Origin of the sequence: Stenotrophomonas sp. DDT-1 (assembly GCF_001580555.1) — a bacterium.
Taxonomy (GTDB): domain Bacteria; phylum Pseudomonadota; class Gammaproteobacteria; order Xanthomonadales; family Xanthomonadaceae; genus Stenotrophomonas; species Stenotrophomonas sepilia.
The window spans coordinates 45,292-64,876 of record NZ_LEKR01000002.1 but is presented as its reverse complement, the minus strand read 5'-3'; the positions used below and the strand labels follow the sequence as shown (position 1 = coordinate 64,876).

The window sequence follows — 19,585 nt, the reverse complement described above, 5'->3', positions numbered from 1 at the left end:
TTTTTTGACTGATCGCAGGGACCGCGCAAGCGGTTACCGCCACCCGGAGATTGAGTTGATGATGCATACCACCTTCCGCATGCCGGCGCGCCGGCTGCTGAGCACCGCTCTGGTCAGCTGCCTGATGCTGGCTGCCGCCCCGAACGTCATGGCGCAGTCGGCCAACGCCAGCCTGCGCGGCCAGGTTGCCGGTGCCCAGGCCGGCACCGAAGTGACCGCCACCAACGTGGCCACCGGTACCGTCCGCCGTGGCACCATCCGCGCCGACGGCAGTTACTCGCTGATGGGCCTGGATCCGGGCACGTACAACGTGGTCGCCAACGGCCAGACCCAGAAGGTCACCGTCACCGTGGCGTCGACCGCGACGCTGAACTTCGCCGGTGCCGCCAGCAGCACCCCGGGTTCGACCGCGGCCACCAATCTGGACACCGTCAACGTTGTCGCGCCGACCCTGCTGCAGGAAGTGCGTACCTCCGAAGTCGGCAAGACCGTCAGCCTGCAGCAGATCCAGACCACCCCGCAGGTGTCGCGCAACTTCCTGGAGTTCGCCGACGCGGTGCCGGGCCTGATCTTCACCCGCGATGCCAAGGGCAACACCTCGCTGCGCGGCGGCGCCACCAATGCAGATGGCACCAACGTCTACATCGACGGCGTGGGCCAGAAGAGCTACGTCAAGGGTGGCGGCGTGGCCGGCCAGTCCGGCAGCGCCGGTAACCCGTTCCCGCAGCTGGCCATCGGCGAATACAAGGTCATCAGCGGCAACTACAAGGCCGAGTATGGCCAGGTGTCGAGCGCCGCAGTGACGGCTGCGACCAAGTCCGGTACCAATGAGTTCAAGGGTGAGGCGTTCTACCGCTACACCGATGAAGACATGCGTGCCAAGACCCCGGCCGAGCGCCAGGGCGGCAAGGAGAAGATGGTCTCGGCCGAGAAGGAATACGGCTTCGCCCTGGGCGGCCCGATCATCCAGGACAAGGCGCACTTCTTCGTGACCTACGAAGCCAAGCGCTTCGACCTGCCGGTCACCATCGCGCCGGATGGCGCGGTCACCGGCGCTGCCGGCCTGCTGCCGCCGGCCGGTGCCGCCGGCCTCGGCCCGGCCAGCCAGCCGTTCCAGCAGGATCTGATCTTCGGCAAGATCGACTTCGAGCCGACCGACAACGACCGCATCGAGCTGACCTTCCAGGACCGCGACGAAACCCAGTCGCAGTTCAGTGGCCAGACCTCGCCGGAAGCCGGCCGTGAAGTGGTCAACACCGACCGTCGTTATGCCCTGCGCTGGAACCACAGTGGTGAGCGCTACTACAACGAGTTGATGGTCACCCACGAAGACTCGTTCAACAACCCGACCCCGCTGACGCTGGCCAACGGCATCACCTACACCGCACCGGACGGCCCCGAAGACCGCACCATCGTGAAGATCGGTGGCGCCTCGGCACTGGATTCGCAGGTGAAGGGCCAGAAGGGCTGGTCGATCGAAGACAACCTGACCCTGGATGGCATCCAGTGGGCCGGTGACCACACCATCAAGATGGGCGTGAAGTACAAGGCGATCGATCTGTACGCATCCGATGCGGCGCAGATCAATCCGACCTTCACCTACTCGCTGGGCGATCCGGACTTCCCCGATTCCATTCCGTACAAGGCGCAGTTCGTCAAGCCGGTGACCGGCGTGACCGGCGTGTCCGGTGAAGTGCGTTCGAAGTCCAAGCAGTACGGCGTGTTCATCCAGGACGACTGGCAGGTCAATGACCACCTGCAGCTGAACATCGGCCTGCGCTGGGACTACGAAAAGACCCCGTCCTACCTGGACTTCGTGACCCCGCAGCAGGTGGTCGACGCCATCTATTCGCAGGATCCGCGCGCCCCCGCTGGCCAGACCTATGCCGATTCGCTGGCACTGGGTGGCCTGGACATCAGCGACTACATCAGCAACGGCCACAACCGCAAGGCGTTCAAGGACGCCTGGCAGCCGCGCCTGGGCTTCTCGTATGACATCAACGCCGACGAGCAGCACGTGATCCACGGTGGTGCCGGCCGTTCCTACGACCGTGACCTGTTCGACAACCTGCAGCTGGAAACCACCAAGCTGGCCCTGCCGCAGCCGACCATCTACTTCCGCAATCCGGCCACCGGCGCCTGCATCAACGGCCAGGCCGCCTGCTATGACTGGAACCCGAACCTGCTCAACGGGATCGGCAACCTGCAGGCCCTGGTCGGCGCGACCAGCAATGCCGGCCTGGAAGTGGACCTGCTGAACAACAAGCTGAAGGCGCCGTACTCGGATCAGTTCAGCCTGGGCATGAGCAACCAGATCGGCGACTGGCTGACCGACGCCACCATTGCTCGCACCCTGAGCTACGACGGCTTCGCCTTCACCCTGGGCAACCGCTACCCGACCGGCCAGTTCTTCGATGATCCGCGCCTGTGTGGTGGCACCTCCCCGGGCCTGAGCCAGGCCTGGAGCTGCAACGTGCCGGGCTTCGGCAGCCTGATCATCGGCCAGCAGGGCATCAAGACCCGTGCCACCCAGGTCCTGTTGTCGGCACAGAAGCCGTTCACCAAGGAAAGCGGCTGGGGCACCTCGATCGCCTACACCTGGACCACCGCGCGCCATAACCGCGACATCAACGAGAAGTATGCGTTCGATCGCGGCCTGATCGGTGACTACCCGACCATCCGCTCCAACGGCGCACCGCGCCACCGCCTGGTGGTGACCGGTTCGTACGCGGGCTTCTGGGGCATCACCTTCGGCGGCAAGATCACCCTGGCCACCCCGACCGCCGTCAACGACTGGTACCCGGTGATGCAGGCCAGCGGCTACACCCTGCCGACCCCGCAGGCGGCCGTGCCCAACGCAACCGGCAAGTTCCTGGTGGGTGGCAAGATCTTCGGCTACCGTTCGGTCGACCTGCAGGCGACGAAGACGTTCAAGCTGGCGGGCAACACCGAGCTGTACGCCCGTCTGGACATCATCAACGTGTTCAACTTCGACAACTTCTCCACCTACAACTACGTCAAGACCAACGGCAAGCTGCAGGCCAGCTACAACGAGACCGGCGACATCATCGGCACTCCGCGCCAGGTGAAGGCCGAGGTGGGCTTCCGCTTCTAAGCGGCGCCGCCTGCTGCTGTATCCGATGCCGCCGGTCCGCCGGCGGCATCGATTGTGTGAGAACGGCAATGGCCGCCCCCGTGCCGGTCCATTGCCCACGCCGCTGCCGGGCAGGGGGGGCAGCGGCGTGGGCAATGATCGCGGTGTCAAACCACGTTTTTCGTGGTTTTTTAAGAGCGCATCTTGTAAACGATTTCAGATCATTGGACGGTATGCTTTCCCATCGATCAGACCACCGGAGGAACCGCGCCATGCAGGCACGCCATCTGTTGTCCGCCGCAATGCTGTGCTTGGCGGTGGCCGCCTGCCAGCCGGCCCAGCAGGAACCTGCCAAGCCGCGCCCGCCGGTGATCCTGATCGAGGCCGATGCACCGCCGCGGCCGATGAAGCCGGAGTTGCCGCCGCTGTTCGATGACATCGAGCGCCGCACCTTCCAGTTCTTCTGGGACACCACCAACGAGATCAATGGTCTGACCCCGGATCGCTATCCGTCGCGGCCATTCGCCAGCATCGCGTCGGTGGGTTTCGCGCTGACCGCGTATCCGATCGGCATCGAGAACGGTTGGGTCAGCCGCAACCAGGCGATCGACCGGACCCTGACCACGCTGAAGTTCTTCCGCGACGTGCCGATGGGCCCGCAGCGCACCGGCAAGGCGGGCTACAAGGGTTTCTACTATCACTTCCTGGACATGCAGGAAGGCCGTCGCTACGACAGCTGGGTCGAACTGTCCTCGGTGGATACCGCACTGCTGATGATGGGCGTGCTGTTCGCGCAGTCGTACTACGACGGTGACGATCCGCGCGAAAAGGAAATCCGCCAGATCGCCGATACCTTGTACAAGAAGGTCGACTGGCCGTGGTTGCAGCAGCGTGCACCGCTGATCTCGATGGGCTGGTTCCCGGAGAGCGGCTTCATCGACCACGACTGGATGGGCTACAACGAGGCGATGATGGTCTACATCCTCGCCCTGGGCTCGCCCACGCACCCGGTCAGCCCGGACGCGTGGACGGTGTGGACGCGCACCTATGACAACGACTGGGGTGTCTACCAGGGCCAGGAATACCTGTCCTTCGGCCCGCTGTTCGGCCACCAGTACAGCCACGTCTGGATCGATTTCCGCGATATCCAGGACGCGTACATGCGCGAGCGCGGCAGCACCTATTTCCTCAACAGCCGCTCGGCCGCGCTGGCCCAGCGCGAGTACGCCATCGCCAACCCGATGCAGTGGAAGGACTATGGCGAGAACGTGTGGGGCCTGACCGCCAGCGATGGCCCGCAGAACACCACGCAGGAGTACCGCGGCGAACAGCGCCAGTTCCGCCACTACTCCTCGCGCGGCGCCGGCCTGCGCGAGAACTTCGATGACGGCACCATTGCCCCGACTGCGGCAATCGCCTCGGTGGTGTTCGCGCCCGAGCAGGTGATCCCGGCGACGCTGGAAATGCACAAACGCTACGGCGACTACATCTATTCCAGCTACGGCTTCCTGGATTCGTTCAATCCCAGCTTCAACTACGACATCCCGATCAAGACCGGTCGCCTGGTGCCGGATCGCGGCTGGGTCGCCAGCGACTACATCGCCATCGACCAGGGGCCGATCCTGACCATGATCGCCAACTACCGCAACGACTTCGTCTGGGAAGTGATGAAGAAGAATCCGTACATCCGCAAGGGCCTGGAGCGGGCCGGATTCAGCGGTGGCTGGCTGGCGCCGGAAGGGTCGTTCCAGCCGCTGGAACTGCAGAAGGACGAAAAGGCCGCGGCAGCACGCGCGGTGGGTATCGCCGAATCACGCGCGGCTGCCGCGCAGGAACAGAAGAACAATGCCAACCGCACCACAGGCCAGGGCAAGTAACCCGATGCCGAACTGGATCGACCGCCTGCGCCGCTGGGCGCTGCCTGCCCTGGCCGCCCTGGCCGTGGCCGGCTGCGCCCGCACCGAACCGGGCACCACCACCGTGCGCTTCTGGGCGATGGGCCGCGAAGCCGAGGTGGTCAGCGAGCTGATCCACGAGTTCGAGGCCGAGAATCCCGGCATCAAGGTGGATGTGCAGAACATCCCGTGGACCGCCGCGCACGAAAAGCTGCTGACCGCGTTCGCCGCCGATGGCCTGCCGGACGTGTGCCAGCTCGGCAACACCTGGGTGCCGGAGTTCGCCGAACTCGATGCATTGACCCCGCTGCAGCCGTTCGTGCAGCGCTCCACTGTGGTCGATCCGAAAGATTACTTCCAGGGCATCTGGGATACCAACGTGATCCACGGCGAGCTGGTCGGCGTGCCGTGGTACGTCGATACGCGCCTGATCTACTACCGCAAGGACCTGCTGGCCAAGGCCGGCTACGACCACCCGCCGCGTACCTGGGCCGAGTGGGACGAGCAGATGGCGGCGATCAAGCGCATGCAGGGTCCGAACCGCTACGCGGTGCTGATGCCGATCAACGAGTTCGAGCAGCAGCTGTCGCTGGCCCTGCAGCAGCCCGACCCGCTGCTGCGCGACGACGATACCCGTGGCAATTTCGCCAGCCCGGGATTCCGCCGCACGCTGTCCTTCTACGCCAACATGTTCGAGCAGGGCTGGGCGCCGAAGATGTCCGAGACGCAGATCTCCAACGTCTGGGATGAATTCTTCCGCGGCTTCAACGTGTTCTACATCTCCGGCCCCTGGAACATCCGCGAGTTCAAGAAACTGCAGCCGAAGGAACTGGAAGGACAGTGGGGCACCGCTGCGCTGCCGGGGCCCGACGGTCCGGGCGCGGGCATCGCCGGTGGCACCAGCCTGGTGATCTTCCGCAAGTCGCAGCAGAAGGAGGCGTCCTGGAAGCTGATCGAATTCCTGTCGCGCCCGCAGATCCAGGCACGCTTCCATTCGATCATCGGCGACCTGCCGCCACGCCGCAGCGCCTGGAACGCGCCGTCGCTGGCCAACGACCCGCTGGCCGCCGCGTTCCGCGATCAGCTGGAGCGGGTCAAGCCGACGCCGAAGGTGCTCGAATGGGAGCGCATCGTGCAGGAAATGCGCATTGTCACCGAGAAGGTGGTGCGCGGTGGCCTGCCGCAGGACAAGGCCGTGGCCGAACTGGACCAGCGCGTGGACAAGGTGCTGGCCAAGCGCCGCTGGATGCATGAACAACAACGCCTGCAGGAGCGCGCGCCGTCGCCGCAATCGAGCAGCGCAGTGGCCGCCGGGAGCGCGCAATGAAACGTACTTCGCTGGCCGGCTGGATCTTCGCCGGCCCCTCGCTGATCGTGCTGGGCGTGTTCTTCGGCCTGCCGGTCGCCTCGGCGCTGGCGCTGAGCGTGACCGACTTCGACCTCTATGCACTGGCCGACAGCAGCAACCTGCGCTTCGTCGGCCTGGGCAACTACATCGACCTGCTGCAGACGCCGATGTTCTGGAAGTCGCTGTGGAATACCACCTACTTCGTGCTGATCGGCGTACCGTTGTCGATCGGTGTGTCGCTGGGCGCGGCCATGCTGCTCAACGCACCGGCCGCACGCTTCAAGGCCCTGTTCCGTACGGCACTGTTCGCGCCGGTGGTGACCACGCTGGTGGCGGTGGCGGTGATCTGGCGCTACCTGTTCCATACCAGCTATGGACTGGTGAACTACGGGCTGGGTCATCTGGGCATCAGTCCGATCGACTGGCTGGGTGATCCCAACTGGGCGATGCCGACCATCATGCTGTTCGCGGTGTGGAAGAACTTCGGCTACAACATGGTGATCTTCCTCGCCGGCCTGCAGGCGATCCCGCATGACCTGTACGAAGCCGCGCGCATCGACGGCGCTTCGCGCTGGAAGCAGTTCCTGCACATCACCCTGCCGATGCTCGGCCCGGTACTGCTGGTGGTCGGCGTGATCACCGTGTCCGGCTATTTCCAGCTGTTCGCCGAGCCGTATGTCATGACCCGCGGCGATCCGCTGCAGAGCACCGTCAGCGTGCTGTATTTCATGTTCGAGGAAGGCTTCAAGTGGTGGAACCTGGGGCGCGCCTCCGCGGTGGCGTTCCTGCTGTTCCTGATCATCCTGGCGGTGACCACCGTGATGCTGCGTTTCGGCCGCAAGAGGCAGTTGGTATGAGTCGTGAAATCGGCCAGTCGCGCTGGTATCCGTGGATGATCAATGGTGCGTTGCTGGTGCTGGCCCTGGTCAGCCTTGCACCGCTGCTGTGGATGCTCTCGGTCTCGTTCATGCCGCAGGGCGAGGCCAGTCATTTCCCGCCGCCACTGCTGCCTTCGAGCATCACCACGCACAACTACCACGAGCTGTTCGCGCGCACTGGCATGGGCGGCAACTTCGCCAACAGCCTGCTGGTGTCGCTGGCTATCACGCTGGGTTCGCTGCTGCTCAACACCATGGCCGGCTACGCCTTCGCCAAGCTCAACTTCGTTGGCCGCGAACGCCTGTTCCAGGTGCTGATGGCCGCGCTGGTGATTCCGGCGCAGGTGGCGATGCTGCCGCTGTTCCTGCTGATGAAGCAGCTGGGCCTGGTCAACAGCTTTGGCGGCGTGATCGTGCCAGCGCTGGCCAGCGTGTTCGGCATCTTCCTGGTGCGCCAGTACGCGCGTTCGATCCCGGACGAGCTGCTTGAAGCGGCGCGCATCGACGGCGCGGGGGAGCTGCGCATCTTCTTCCAGATCGTGCTGCCGATGCTCAAGCCGGTACTGGTGACCCTGGCGATCTTCACCTTCATGGGGGCATGGAACGATTTCATGTGGCCGCTGATCGTGTTGACCGACCAGGAGCACTACACTTTGCCAGTGGCGCTGGCCACCCTCTCGCGCGAGCACATCATGGACGTGGAAATGATGATGGCTGGCGCGGTGGTCACCGTGGTTCCGGTGCTGGCACTGTTCCTGGTGCTGCAGCGGTACTACATCCAAGGTCTGTTGCTGGGGAGCGTCAAGGGATGAAGCGAGCGATCGCCGTTGGACTGGGCCTGTTGTGGACTTCCCTGGCGATCGCCGCACCACCGGCACTGCCGGCGCCGAAGGTACTGGACGATTTCGACGACATCGGCGCCTGGAATCTGGTGCTGTCCGACCAGGTCAGCGGTTCGCTGCGGCCGGTGAGCGGTGCCGGTGGCGGCCGCGCGCTGTGCCTGGACTACGATTTCCACAAGGTGTCGGGCTACGTCGGCATCCGCCGCGCGCTGGGTATCGAGTACCCGGCCAACTACCGCTTCGGCTTCCAGCTGCGGGGAGATTCGCCGGGCAACGACCTGCAGTTCAAGCTGATCGATGCCAGCGGCGATAATGTCTGGTGGGTCAACCGTCCGGGCTACAGCTTCCCCAAGGCGTGGACGCCGGTCGAATACCGCCGTCGCCAGATCGACAAGGCATGGGGGCCATCGCCGGAGAAGGAGATGGCGCGCAGCGCTGCGGTCGAGTTCACGATCTACAGCAAGGTCGGCGGCCGCGGCACGGTGTGCTTCGACAAGCTGACCCTGCAGGGCCTGCCGCCGCAGGATGATTCGGCGCTGGTGCCATCGGTGATCGCCGACACCGCCACCGCGCTGCAGGACCGGATGATTGACGGAAAGAGCGATACGTTCTGGATCAGTGGCGGGGTCAAGCAGCAGACCATCAGCCTGGACCTGCACAAGAGCCGCGAGATCGGCGGTGCGGTGATTGACTGGCTGCCGAACCTGGAAGCCAATCGCTACACCGTGCGGACGTCCGAGGATGGCCGGGACTGGCGCACCGTGCGCGAGGTGATCGGCGGTGCGGGCGGCCGCGACTGGCTGGCGCTGCCGGATACCGACGCGCGCTACGTGCGCTTCGATCTGCACGATGGCCCGAACTGGCGCTATGGCATCCGTGACATCACGCTCAAGCCGCTGGCGTTCGCGGCCACGCCGAACGCATTCCTGTCCTCGGTGGCGGCCGACCTGCCGCGCGGCTTGCTGCCGCGTGCATATGTGGGCGAACAGCCGTACTGGACCCTGCTCGGCCTCGATGGCGGCCAGGAGCAGGCACTGATCAGCGAGGACGGTGCGCTGGAACCGGCCAAGGGCAGTTTCAGCATCGAGCCGTTCATCCGCGTGGACGGCAAGTTGCTGGACTGGTCGACGGTGGCCATCACCCAGTCGCTGCAGGATCGCTACCTGCCCATCGCCAATGTCGACTGGGTGCATGAGAAGGCCGGCCTGGCGGTAACCAGCTTCGTGCAGGGCACGCCGGAGCGCGCGCAGCTGATCGGCCGCTACCGGTTGAGCAATCCGGACAAGGTGGCGCACGAGTACACCCTGGCGCTGGCGATCCGGCCGTGGCAGGTGAACCCGCCGACCCAGTTCCTCAATACCGTCGGCGGCTTCAGTCGCATCGATGCGCTGGATGTGGGCGAACAGCTGGTGCGCATCAACGGTGAGCCGCGCATCTATCCGTTGCAGGTGCCGGATGCGCGCTTTGCCAGCACGTTCGATGGCAAGCTCGACGCGATGCATCTGGCCTCCGGGAAATACCCGGCCAGCACGGCGGTGAAGGACAGCACCGGCATGGCGTCCGGTGCGCTGCTGTATACGATCAAGCTGGAGCCTGGCCAGAGCCGAGAAGTGGCGGTGGTGTTGCCACAGACCGGAGGCTGGGCGCCGCAGGCGCTGGATGTGGCCAAGGCGCAGGCACAGGTCGCAGAGCAGTGGCGGCAGAAGCTGGGGGTGGTCTCGTTGCAGGTACCGGCTGCGGGCCAGGCACTGGTCGATACCCTGCGCACCGCCGTGGCGCACATGCTGATCTCGCGGGTCGGCCCGCGCCTGCAGCCGGGCACGCGCTCGTACGCACGCAGCTGGATCCGCGATGGCGCGATGATTTCCGAAGGCCTTCTGCGCATGGGGCGCAGCGACGCGGTACGTGACTACATCAACTGGTATGCGCCGTTCCAGTTCGAGAACGGCAAGGTGCCGTGCTGTGTCGATGCGCGCGGCAGCGACCCGGTGCCGGAGAATGACAGCCACGGCGAACTGATCTACAGCATCGCCGAGTACGGGCGTTACACCCGCGACAGCACCTTTGCCGAGCTGATGTGGCCGCACGTGCAGGGCGCTTACAGCTACATGGAGCAGCTGCGTGCCAGCGAGCGTACCGAAGAGAACCGTGCGCGCAACCCGGCCTTCTACGGGATGATGCCGGCCTCGATCAGCCACGAAGGCTATTCGGCCAAGCCGATGCATTCGTATTGGGACAATTTCTGGGCGTTGCGCGGCTACAAGGATGCGGCATCGCTGGCGGCCCAGCTGGGCAAGGTCGAAGCCATGCAGATTGCCGAATCGCGTGACCAGTTCCGTGATGACCTGCAGGCCTCGCTGCTGTCGGCGATGCAGCAGCACAACATCGATTACCTGCCGGGCTCGGCCGAGCTGGGCGATTTCGATGCGACCTCGACAACCATTGCGCTGGCTCCGGGCGGTGAACAGGGGCGCCTTCCGCAGCAGGCGCTCGATGCCACTTTCGAGCGCTACTGGAAGGAATTCGTGGCCCGTCGGGACGGCAAGCGCGAGTGGAAGGACTACACGCCCTACGAGTGGCGCAACGTGGCCGCCTTCGTCCGCCTTGGCTGGCGCGATCGCGCCTGGCAGGCGACTGAGTTCTTCTTCAAGGACCGTGCGCCGCAGGCCTGGAACCAGTGGGCCGAAGTGGTCTCGCGCACGCCGCGCAAGCCGTTCTTCGTCGGTGACCTGCCGCATGCCTGGGTCGCCTCGGACTTCGTGCGCTCGGCCCTGGACATGTTCGCCTACAGCCGTGACATGGACGATGCGCTGGTGTTGGCCGCCGGCATTCCGACCGCCTGGCTGCAGGGCGAGGGCATCGCTGTGCAGGGCCTGCGCACGCCGCAGGGCCAGCTCAACTACCGCCTGCAGCGCAGCGACAAGCAGCTGGTGCTGGAGGTGCAGCCGGGCCTGGTGCCACCGGTCGGTGGCGTAGTCTTGCCGTGGCCGTACGCCGGTGATCCGGGCGAGGCGACCATCAACGGCGAAGCGGCCGAATGGACCGACAGGGAACTGCACGTGCACCAGCTGCCGGCGCGGGTCGAGATCGATGTACCGGGCGCGGTGCGCCGCGCCGAACGCAAGGGGCAGTAACGATGAAGCAGCAGGGGGGAAGGGTGCGCACGGCCGTGCGTGCCTTGGGACTGGCCATTGCATTGGCATTGCCGGGTGCCGTGATGGCAGCCGTGCCAACCGCCGCGACAGCGGCTGACATCGCCAGCGCACCAGGCATGAGCATGGTGACCTTCAACCTGCATCACGACCGCGAGGACTGGCCGAGCCGCCGCCGCACCATCCTGGCCGAGCTCAAGCGCCTGCAGCCGGATGCGGTTGCCCTGCAGGAGGTGATCCAGCGCCGCAACGTGCGCAACCAGGCGCAGTGGCTGGCCAGCCAACTCGGCTACAAGTACGTATTCGTGTCCACCGATCCGGTGGGTGCGCCGAAACGTTACGGCAATGCGCTGCTGACCCGGCGGCCGATCCTCGCCCAGGGGGAGCACCTGCTACAGCCGCTGGACGACTACCGGACGGTCGCCCATCTGCGCATCGATGTGGACGGCAAGGCGGTCAACGTCTATGCCACCCACTTCAACGAGCGCAGCGACGAAAATGGCCAGCGCATCCGTCGCACCCAGGTCGAGGACCTGCAGCGCTTCATCGCCAGCACCTCGGCCGGCGCACCGGTGGTGATCGCGGGCGACTTCAACGCGCTGGTCGATGCCAGTGACCTGAGCGAGCTGCGCAGCCATTACGGTGACAGCTACGGCAGCGTGCACGTCAACACCGACCTGGCCAGGGCCAGTACGCTGAACAGGCACTACTACCCGGTGGCCTCGCGGATCGACCACATCTTCTTCCAGCAGGACGCGATGGTCGCACGTGAGGCCAAGCTCCTGTTCGACCAGCCCGATGACAGCGGTCGCTGGGCCTCGGACCATTATGGCGTGTGGACCCGCCTGCAATTCGCTCCGGCGCACTGATGTCCTGGTAGGTGCCACCCTTGGTTGGCACGGACGTGTCCGCGTTCGCTCCAACAACGGCGCCGACCAGGGTTGGCCTCTACCAGAGCGCTGCACGCGCCCGGCGCAAAAACAGAAACGGCGGGGATCATCGATCCCCGCCGTTTTTTCACGCGATCAAAGCGCGATCAGTTCGCCGGCGGCGTGCGCTTGGCGCCTTCTTCGTCTTCTTCGTCGGCCTTGGCTTCGGCCGCCTGGGCTGCCGCATCGGCGTGGCCATCGGCGACCGGATCGATCGACGGTGTCACCACTGCATCGGCGACCGGGGCCGCAGCTTCCACCGGTGCAGCTTCAACTGCCACCGGAGCGACCGGCTGTTCGGCCACCGGCGCGGTCTCGACGACCGGCTTGGCTTCAACCACCGGAGCAGCGTCAACGATCTCCGGCTTGGCTTCTACCACCGGAGCGGTTTCGGTAGCGGCCGGCTTGGCTTCAGCCACCGGTGCAGCCTCGACCGCCGCCGGCTTCGCTTCGATCCCCTGAGCGACTTCAGCCACCGGGGCTGCTTCCACCGCGACCGGCTTTGCTTCGACCGCCGGTGCGGCAACAGCCACCGGTTGCGCCGGGGTTGCTGCGTCGATGGCATCGAGCATGCTGGTCTGCACCGGCGAGGACACCGGCTCTGCCTTGGCTGCGGCTTCAACCGCCGCCGGCACTTCGGCGGTGATCGGTGCGGCAGTCTCGACCACGGCGCTGCTCACCACCGCCACCGGTGCGGCGACAGCAGCGGCGGCAGTACGGACCGGCTTCTCGGCTTCGACAGCAACCGGTTCGGCTTCGTCATCGAAATCGAATTCCGGCTGCGCACGGGTCGGCTGTGCGGCGGCGACCGGAGTGGCCGGGGCGGCACTGTCGACGTTCGGCTCGACGCCCTCGGCGTCATCACCCTCGTCACCCTCGTCCTGGTCATCGCCCAGGCCGTCACCACCGGCAGCGTTCTCGGCGCCACCGCGACGACGACGACGGCCGCCACGACGGCCGCGACGGCGGCGGGTTGCACCTTCGCCAGCCTGCTCGCCATGGGCGTCGGCTGCAGTCTCTTCACCGGCAACCGCAACCACCTCGGCCTCGCCGGCAGCGGTCTCGACCGGTACTGCGTCCACCGGAGCGGCGGCCACCGGGGCAACCGGGGCGACCGGTGCAGTGGCTTCCTGCGCGGTCACCACGTTGGCGGCGACGGCGTTGGCGGCCACAGCTGCTGCCGCGGTCACACCTTCAACCGGGGCTTCGGCGACGTTGCGCTGCGGCTTCTCGGCCGACTTGTCACCGTCCTGCTGCTGGCGCGGCTGCTTGGGCTGCTTCAGCTTCGGCTGGTTCTGGCCCTGGCCCTGCTGCTCGTTGCGCGGCTTGTTCTGCTGCTGCGGCTGCTGCTGGCCATCCTTCTGCTGCGGCTCTTTCTGCCTGCCCTGCTGCGGCTGCTGCTGGGCATTGCCGTTGTTGCCGTTGCGGCCGTCCTTGTTGCGCTGCTCAGAACGGTCCTTGCGGTTGCCGCCATCCTTCTGCTGCTGCGCGTTGCCGTTGCCACCGTTGCCACGGTTTTCGTCGCGACGGTCCTTGCGATCCTTGTTGCGATCCTTGTTGCGGTCCTTGCGACCACCGTCCTGCTGCTGGCGCGGAGCCGGGGCGGCCGGAGCCGGGGCCGGCGCCGGCTCGCCACCGAACACGCGCTTGAGCCAACCGATCACGCCGCCGCTCGAAGCCGGCGCCACGGGCGCTGCCACGACCGGAGCCGGAGCGGCTGCAGCCGGAGCCGCTTCCTCGCGCACCGGGGCGGGAGAGGTGTGCTTGACCTGGGTCACTGCCGGCGGCGGGATGTTCAGCTGGCCCTTGGTCAGGGCGTGCACCGGCAGCTTGCGCGGGGTGCCGCGCTGGTAGCTGGGCTTGCTGCTCTCTTCACCGAGCTCGTTCTCACGCAGGCGGGTGACCGCATAGTGCGGGGTGTGCAGCTGCTCGTCGGCGACGATCACGATCGGCGCTTCGTGGCGCTGCTCGATCTCGCGCAGGGCGCTGCGCTTCTCGTTCAACAGGTAGTTGGCGATCTCCACCGGCGCCTGGACCAGCACCTGCCCGGTGTTCTCCTTCATCGCGTGCTCTTCGGCGACGCGGATGATCGACAGCGACAGCGACTCGACGCTGCGCATGCGGCCGTGGCCGTCGCAACGCGGGCAGACGATCTGGCTGGATTCGCCCAGGCTCGGGCGCAGGCGCTGGCGGCTCATTTCCAGCAGGCCGAAGCGCGAGATGCGGCCGACCTGCACGCGGGCACGGTCGTACTTCAGCGCGTTGGCCAGGCGATTCTCGACCTCGCGCTGGTGCTTGTTGGAGGCCATGTCGATGAAGTCGATCACCACCAGGCCGCCCAGGTCGCGCAGGCGCAGCTGGCGGGCCACTTCCTCGGCCGCTTCCAGGTTGGTCTGGAACGCGGTGTCCTCGATGTCGCTGCCCTTGGTGGCGCGCGAGGAGTTCACGTCGACTGCGGTCAGTGCTTCGGTCTGGTCGACCACGATCGAGCCACCCGACGGCAGGCGCACGTTGCGCTCGTAGGCACCTTCGATCTGCGACTCGATCTGGAAGCGGTTGAACAGCGGGATGTCGTCCTTGTAGTGCTTGAGCTTGCGCAGGGTCTGCGGCATCACCTGCTGCATGAACTCGCGGGCGTGCTCGTACATCTCCTCGGTGTCCACCAGGATCTCGCCGATGTCGGCGCGCAGGTAGTCACGCAGGGCGCGCACGATCAGGCGCGATTCCTGGTAGATCAGGAACGGGGCCGGCTTGCTCAGTGCGGCTTCGGCGATGGCGCGCCAGACGTTGAGCAGGTAGTCCAGGTCCCACTGCAGCTCTTCCGCATCGCGACCGACGCCGGCGGTGCGGATGATCACTCCCATGTCGTCGGGAATGTTCAGCTTGTCCAGGGCCTCCTTCAGCGCGGCACGGTCTTCGCCCTCGATGCGGCGGGACACGCCGCCGGCGCTGGGCGAGTTCGGCATCAGCACCATGTAGCGGCCGGCCAGCGAGATGAACGTGGTCAGGGCGGCGCCCTTGTTGCCACGCTCTTCCTTGTCGACCTGGACAACGATCTCCTGGCCTTCCTTCAGCAGCTCGCGGATGCCGGCCTTGTTGTGGTCGACACCGGCCTGGAAGTAGTCGCGGGAGATTTCCTTCAGCGGCAGGAAGCCATGGCGGCCACCGCCGTACTCGACGAAGGCGGCTTCCAGCGAGGGCTCGATGCGGAAGATCCGGCCCTTGTAGATGTTGGACTTCTTCTGTTCCTTCGACGGCTGTTCGATGTCGATGTCATACAACGACTGGCCATCCACGATGGCAACACGCAGCTCTTCAGCCTGCGTGGCGTTGATCAGCATTCGCTTCATTGTTGCGTTCCTCGCAAGCGGCTACCGCGCGGAACGCCATGGGGTTTCGCCTCTGGACACGGCTCGCCGCCCATTCGCGCAAGCGCGGGGAGGGCGGCTTGGGTTTCCAGCGCTACGACACCACGGCAGGCCGCGGGAGCGCTTCACTCTTATGGGTTTTGGGTGTTGCAGGGCCGCAGGCAGCTGTCAGCCAGGCTGGAGCGCCACGCGGGACATGTTCAGCACGGTTGCGTGTCAGGCATCCGGCGATGGCCGGGAAGGCCGGTGAGCCGCTAACATGGCCGCCCCGCGGGCGGTGGTCGCGCACTGTGCCGGATTCGTCGGAAGCTGGGCTTCTGGCCCTGAGTAACTTCCAACGAAATCAATCCCTTATCTCGCCCCCCGAGTGTAACAGAATAAACAGCCTGATGACCGCCCAAGACCCGACCAAACCCGCTGGCGACAAGCCTTCCGTGCGCATGATCACCGTTCCCGCCGACCGCGCCGGCCAGCGCCTGGACAACTTCCTGCTCGGCCAGCTGAAGGGAGCCCCGCGCAGCCTGGTGTACAAGCTGGTGCGCAGCGGGCAGGTTCGGGTGAACGGCGGCCGCGCCAAGGCCGAGCGCAAGCTGGAGGCGGGCGATGAGGTGCGCGTGCCGCCGGTCCGTCTCAGTGAGGAAGGAGACAAGGCCGCCCCGCCAGAGGCGTTCATGCGGCGCCTGGAGCAGGCCATCGTCTTCGAGGACGCCCGGCTGCTGGCCCTGAACAAGCCCTCCGGCGTGGCCAGCCATGGCGGCAGCGGCATCAGCTTCGGTGCCATCGAGACCCTGCGCGCGTTGCGCCCGGGACAGACACTGGAGTTGGTCCATCGGCTGGATCGCGACACCTCGGGCCTGCTGATCGTGGCCAAGAAGCGTTCGGCGCTGAGCGAACTGCAGGCGCTGTTGCGTGAAGACCACGGCGCCGGCATCCGCAAGCGCTACCTGACCCTGCTGGCCGGCCGCATGCCGGACGGCGTGATGACCGTCGACGCGCCGCTGCACGTGGGCCTGCGCCAGGGCGGCGAGCGCCATGTACAGGTCAATGCCATCGGCAAGGAATCGATCAGTCACTTCCGGGTGCTGGAGCGCCGCGGCGGCCAGTCGTACTGCGAGGTGCGCATCGAAACCGGCCGCACCCATCAGATCCGCGTGCATGCCCAGCATCTGGGCCATCCGGTGGCCGGTGACGACAAATACGGCGATCCTGCGGTCAACAAGCGGCTTCGTGAGCAGATCGGGCTGAAGCGCCTGTTCCTGCACGCGGCCTCGCTGGAGTTTGCACTGGACGACGGCAAGAGCCCGTATGTGCTGAACGCGCCGCTGGCGGATGAGCTGGTCGAGGCGCTGGACCGCCTGCGCTGACGGCGGTTCGGCGCCGCCGGGTGCTCGGTCGGCGCCGTCGCTTCCCTACGGAGAGTGGGCTTGTCACTTTCTTTGCTCGTGCAAAGAAAGTAACCAAAGAAACACGCCGCCATCCGCGAGCCGGCGCCGCGCGCCGGTGCCCTGCGCTCCTCGGTCCGCCGAGGGACGGCGCGGAACGCGCTGCGCTCAGACACCCGCGCCTCTTCGCCCTCGCCGGACCTGCGGTGCTCGGCTCGCTACAAGGCGGACCCGGACATCCGCAGCGTAGGCCCATACCCGCCCGTGACCTCTCGATACTGTGGGACGTACCAGCCGCGAGGGGGCTCAGCCCGTCGGCCGCAAACCCCTCACCATTTGAACAGCACCAGGCTGATCGCCAGCGTGCCCATGCCCGCCACCAGCCCATAAACGGTCTCGTGACCCTTGGCATAGCGCTTGGCGGCCGGCAGCAGCTCATCCAGCGCCAGGAACACCATCACGCCGGCAATCAGCCCGAACACCCAGCCGAAGGTGGCGTGCGACAGCGACCCGGACAGCAACCAGTAGCCGAGCGCGGCGCCCACCGGCTCGGCCAGGCCCGACAGCAGGCTGGCGCTGAACGCATAGGCCTTGTTCTGGGTGGCGAAGTACACCGGCACCGCGATCGCGATGCCCTCGGGGATGTTGTGGATGGCAATCGCAAAGGCCAGTGGCATGCCCACCGACGGGCTTTCCAGCGTGGCGAAGAAGGTCGCCAGCCCTTCCGGGAAATTGTGCGCGGTGATCGCGACCGAGGTCAGCAGCGCGACCCGCTTCAGGTACTCGCGGCTGTTTTCGCGGAACGCGGGATCCTGCTTGTCCAGGCTGTCATGCGGGTTGGGAATGAAGTGGTCGATCAGCACGATCACGATCACGCCCAGCAGGAACGCCAGGGTGCCGTAGGTGAAGCCGGTGCGCTCGCCATGGGCCAGTGCGAACGAAGCAATGGACTTGTTGAGGATTTCCGACAGCGACACATAGACCATCGCGCCGCCGGCGAAGGCCAGGCCGAACGCCAGCAGGCGCGGGCTGGGGCGGCGCGAGAACAGCACCAGCAGGCTGCCGATCGCAGTGGCGAGGCCGGCCGCGAGGGTGACCGCCAGCGCAATCCAGATGTTTTCGGGGAGAATCTGCAGCATCTACCGACGCAGTCCTGGTCAACAGACAACCGCCCCGGACAGGGCCGGGGCGGCGAGGGCGAGGCGGGCGCCGGCTGGCCTCGTCGGGTGCGTGCGATCAGCCGCCGCGACGCAGGCGCTCTTCAATGGCGAAGCATTGGTCCGGCTTCGGCTGCGGCGGGTTGAAGCTGACCGGCACCTGGATGGTGGCCGGCACCGGCTGGCCATTGCGTGTCGCGGCCTTGAACTGCCAGCCCTGCACGGCGGTTTTGGCCAGTTCGTCCAGCTGCGGGTTGCCCGCGCCAGTCAGCAGGGCGACCTCGCTCGGCTTGCCGTCGGTGCCGATGGTCACCTTGAACGTACTGGTGCCGCCCACGCCCATGCAGGCCAGTTCAAGCGGGTACTGCGGCGGCGGCGTCTTCACCGCTGCGACTTCGGTCGGCGGTGGCGGCGGTGGTGCCGGCGGTTCGGACGAGCCGCAGCCGGCCAGGCCGGTCGCAGCGATCAGGGACAGGCTCAGCAAGCGTACGTTCATGGCAGTTGCTCCGTCAGGGCCGAAGTCTTTGCCGCGCAGATGAAGTCGTTCTCGCTCAGACCGCCCACGTCGTGGGTAGAAAAGCGCACGACCGCGCGGTCGTAGTGCACGCCCAGGTCCGGATGGTGGTCCTCGCGATGGGCAATCCAGGCCAGCGCGTTCACGAAGGCCATGGTGGCGTAGTAATCCTTGAAGCGGAAGGTGCGCGTCAGGGCCTGCCCGCCCTCGCTCAGTTCCCAGCCGGGAACCTGCGGCAGCAGTTCGGCCAGGCGGGCTTCGCCGAGCTTGTGGTCGCTGCCTTTGCGTGGCACGCAACGGGCCTGGGCCAGTGGAATCAGGTCGGCCATGGGAATCTCCACCTCGTGTTGACTGAACAATGCGCCGGACGGTGTATAAACCGAATGAGCGGCTGACGCTTACTTGGCTAGAATAGCCTGATGATCCAGATCTCCGACACTGCCCAGACCCATTTCCGCAAGCTGATCGAACGCGAGGGCGTGCCTGGCATGGGCGTGCGCCTGAGCGCGGTCGACCCCGGTACCCCGCGCGCCGACGCCCGGCTGGAATTCGCCGAACCCGCCGACCTGCTGGGCGACGAGTGGGCGGTGGACTGCGATGGCTTCACCCTCTATGTCGATGCCGGCAGCGTTGGCTGGCTCGACGGTGCCGAGATCGACATCGTCGCCGGCACCGCCGGTGCCCAGCAGCTGACCATCAAGGCGCCGCGCATCAAGGGTGAAGCGCCCGGTGATGCGGCCTCGCTGGTCGAGCGCGTGCACTGGGTGGTGGAGAACGAAGTCAATCCGCAGCTGGCCTCGCATGGCGGCAAGGTGGCCGTGCAGGAAGTCTCGGCCGACGGCGTGGTGCTGCTGCGCTTCGGTGGTGGCTGCCAGGGCTGCGGCATGGCCGACGTGACGCTCAAGCAGGGCATCGAAAAGACCCTGATGGGCCGCGTGCCGGGCGTGACCGCCGTGCGCGACGCGACCGACCACGACAGCGGCCACGCGCCGTACATCCCGCGCGACAACGTCGCCTGATCGCTGA

The 19,585-nt window shown here is 66.2% G+C and carries 13 protein-coding genes; 9 read left to right on the top strand and 4 right to left on the bottom strand.

Features of this window, described 5'->3' with window-relative positions:
- The first annotated feature begins 58 nt into the window (after nucleotides 1-58).
- The 7 genes from AB839_RS01320 to AB839_RS01290 all read left to right on the top strand — a co-directional run bounded on the left by AB839_RS01320 (nucleotide 59) and on the right by AB839_RS01290 (nucleotide 12,078).
- A complete protein-coding gene (locus AB839_RS01320) occupies nucleotides 59-3,115 on the top strand; it encodes a TonB-dependent receptor (RefSeq protein WP_061478011.1) in 3,057 nt (1,018 codons plus the stop codon).
- Between the two features lie 251 nt (nucleotides 3,116-3,366).
- Nucleotides 3,367-4,971, top strand: coding sequence for a glucoamylase family protein (locus AB839_RS01315; protein WP_061478010.1), 1,605 nt, complete (start codon nucleotides 3,367-3,369; stop codon nucleotides 4,969-4,971).
- A 4-nt stretch (nucleotides 4,972-4,975) separates the two neighbouring features.
- Entirely contained in the window at nucleotides 4,976-6,316 is a 1,341-nt protein-coding gene (locus AB839_RS01310; protein ID WP_061478009.1) for a sugar ABC transporter substrate-binding protein, read from the top strand.
- Entirely contained in the window at nucleotides 6,313-7,194 is an 882-nt protein-coding gene (locus AB839_RS01305; RefSeq protein ID WP_005410323.1) for a sugar ABC transporter permease, read from the top strand. Before AB839_RS01310 ends, AB839_RS01305 begins: the two co-directional genes overlap by 4 nt.
- On the top strand, nucleotides 7,191-8,027 hold the full coding sequence (locus AB839_RS01300; RefSeq protein ID WP_005417620.1) for a carbohydrate ABC transporter permease: 837 nt from the start codon (nucleotides 7,191-7,193) through the stop codon (nucleotides 8,025-8,027). The genes AB839_RS01305 and AB839_RS01300 overlap by 4 nt, the downstream gene beginning before the upstream one ends.
- Nucleotides 8,024-11,191: a discoidin domain-containing protein gene (locus AB839_RS01295; RefSeq protein ID WP_061478008.1), complete on the top strand. Its 3,168-nt coding sequence runs from the start codon at nucleotides 8,024-8,026 to the stop codon at nucleotides 11,189-11,191. Before AB839_RS01300 ends, AB839_RS01295 begins: the two co-directional genes overlap by 4 nt.
- Nucleotides 11,192-11,193: 2 nt before the next feature.
- Nucleotides 11,194-12,078, top strand: coding sequence for an endonuclease/exonuclease/phosphatase family protein (locus AB839_RS01290; protein WP_061478007.1), 885 nt, complete (start codon nucleotides 11,194-11,196; stop codon nucleotides 12,076-12,078).
- 167 nt (nucleotides 12,079-12,245) lie between these two features.
- Here the strand turns inward: AB839_RS01290 and AB839_RS01285 are convergent, their stop codons facing one another.
- The gene (locus AB839_RS01285; RefSeq protein WP_061478006.1) at nucleotides 12,246-15,488 is read right to left on the bottom strand and encodes an Rne/Rng family ribonuclease; all 3,243 of its coding nucleotides are present in this window, start codon (nucleotides 15,486-15,488) and stop codon (nucleotides 12,246-12,248) included.
- A 407-nt stretch (nucleotides 15,489-15,895) separates the two neighbouring features.
- Between AB839_RS01285 and AB839_RS01280 the strand changes: the two genes are divergently transcribed.
- Nucleotides 15,896-16,870 carry an RluA family pseudouridine synthase gene (locus AB839_RS01280; RefSeq protein ID WP_061478005.1) on the top strand — a complete coding sequence of 325 codons (975 nt, stop codon included), beginning with the start codon at nucleotides 15,896-15,898 and terminating at the stop codon, nucleotides 16,868-16,870.
- 347 nt (nucleotides 16,871-17,217) lie between these two features.
- Here AB839_RS01280 and zupT read toward each other — a convergent pair whose 3' ends face one another.
- From zupT to AB839_RS01265, 3 genes are all read right to left on the bottom strand, one after another.
- Nucleotides 17,218-18,027 carry a zinc transporter ZupT gene (gene zupT / locus AB839_RS01275; protein ID WP_061478004.1) on the bottom strand — a complete coding sequence of 270 codons (810 nt, stop codon included), beginning with the start codon at nucleotides 18,025-18,027 and terminating at the stop codon, nucleotides 17,218-17,220.
- Nucleotides 18,028-18,124: 97 nt separating this feature from the next.
- Nucleotides 18,125-18,541, bottom strand: a complete 417-nt coding sequence (locus AB839_RS01270) for an energy transducer TonB (protein ID WP_005417613.1) — start codon at nucleotides 18,539-18,541, stop codon at nucleotides 18,125-18,127.
- Entirely contained in the window at nucleotides 18,538-18,888 is a 351-nt protein-coding gene (locus AB839_RS01265; RefSeq protein ID WP_021203009.1) for a 4a-hydroxytetrahydrobiopterin dehydratase, read from the bottom strand. Before AB839_RS01265 ends, AB839_RS01270 begins: the two co-directional genes overlap by 4 nt.
- A gap of 90 nt (nucleotides 18,889-18,978) precedes the next feature.
- Here AB839_RS01265 and AB839_RS01260 point away from each other — a divergent pair, with 90 nt between their 5' ends.
- Nucleotides 18,979-19,578: an NfuA family Fe-S biogenesis protein gene (locus tag AB839_RS01260; RefSeq protein WP_061478003.1), complete on the top strand. Its 600-nt coding sequence runs from the start codon at nucleotides 18,979-18,981 to the stop codon at nucleotides 19,576-19,578.
- Nucleotides 19,579-19,585: the final 7 nt, after the last annotated feature.

Coding starts and splice junctions, on each gene's coding strand:
- AB839_RS01320 (WP_061478011.1), top strand. CDS start 59: ATGATGCATACCACCTTCCGCATGCCGGCGCGCCGGCTGCTGAGCACC.
- AB839_RS01315 (WP_061478010.1), top strand. CDS start 3,367: ATGCAGGCACGCCATCTGTTGTCCGCCGCAATGCTGTGCTTGGCGGTG.
- AB839_RS01310 (WP_061478009.1), top strand. CDS start 4,976: ATGCCGAACTGGATCGACCGCCTGCGCCGCTGGGCGCTGCCTGCCCTG.
- AB839_RS01305 (WP_005410323.1), top strand. CDS start 6,313: ATGAAACGTACTTCGCTGGCCGGCTGGATCTTCGCCGGCCCCTCGCTG.
- AB839_RS01300 (WP_005417620.1), top strand. CDS start 7,191: ATGAGTCGTGAAATCGGCCAGTCGCGCTGGTATCCGTGGATGATCAAT.
- AB839_RS01295 (WP_061478008.1), top strand. CDS start 8,024: ATGAAGCGAGCGATCGCCGTTGGACTGGGCCTGTTGTGGACTTCCCTG.
- AB839_RS01290 (WP_061478007.1), top strand. CDS start 11,194: ATGAAGCAGCAGGGGGGAAGGGTGCGCACGGCCGTGCGTGCCTTGGGA.
- AB839_RS01285 (WP_061478006.1), bottom strand. CDS start 15,488: ATGAAGCGAATGCTGATCAACGCCACGCAGGCTGAAGAGCTGCGTGTT.
- AB839_RS01280 (WP_061478005.1), top strand. CDS start 15,896: ATGACCGCCCAAGACCCGACCAAACCCGCTGGCGACAAGCCTTCCGTG.
- zupT (WP_061478004.1), bottom strand. CDS start 18,027: ATGCTGCAGATTCTCCCCGAAAACATCTGGATTGCGCTGGCGGTCACC.
- AB839_RS01270 (WP_005417613.1), bottom strand. CDS start 18,541: ATGAACGTACGCTTGCTGAGCCTGTCCCTGATCGCTGCGACCGGCCTG.
- AB839_RS01265 (WP_021203009.1), bottom strand. CDS start 18,888: ATGGCCGACCTGATTCCACTGGCCCAGGCCCGTTGCGTGCCACGCAAA.
- AB839_RS01260 (WP_061478003.1), top strand. CDS start 18,979: ATGATCCAGATCTCCGACACTGCCCAGACCCATTTCCGCAAGCTGATC.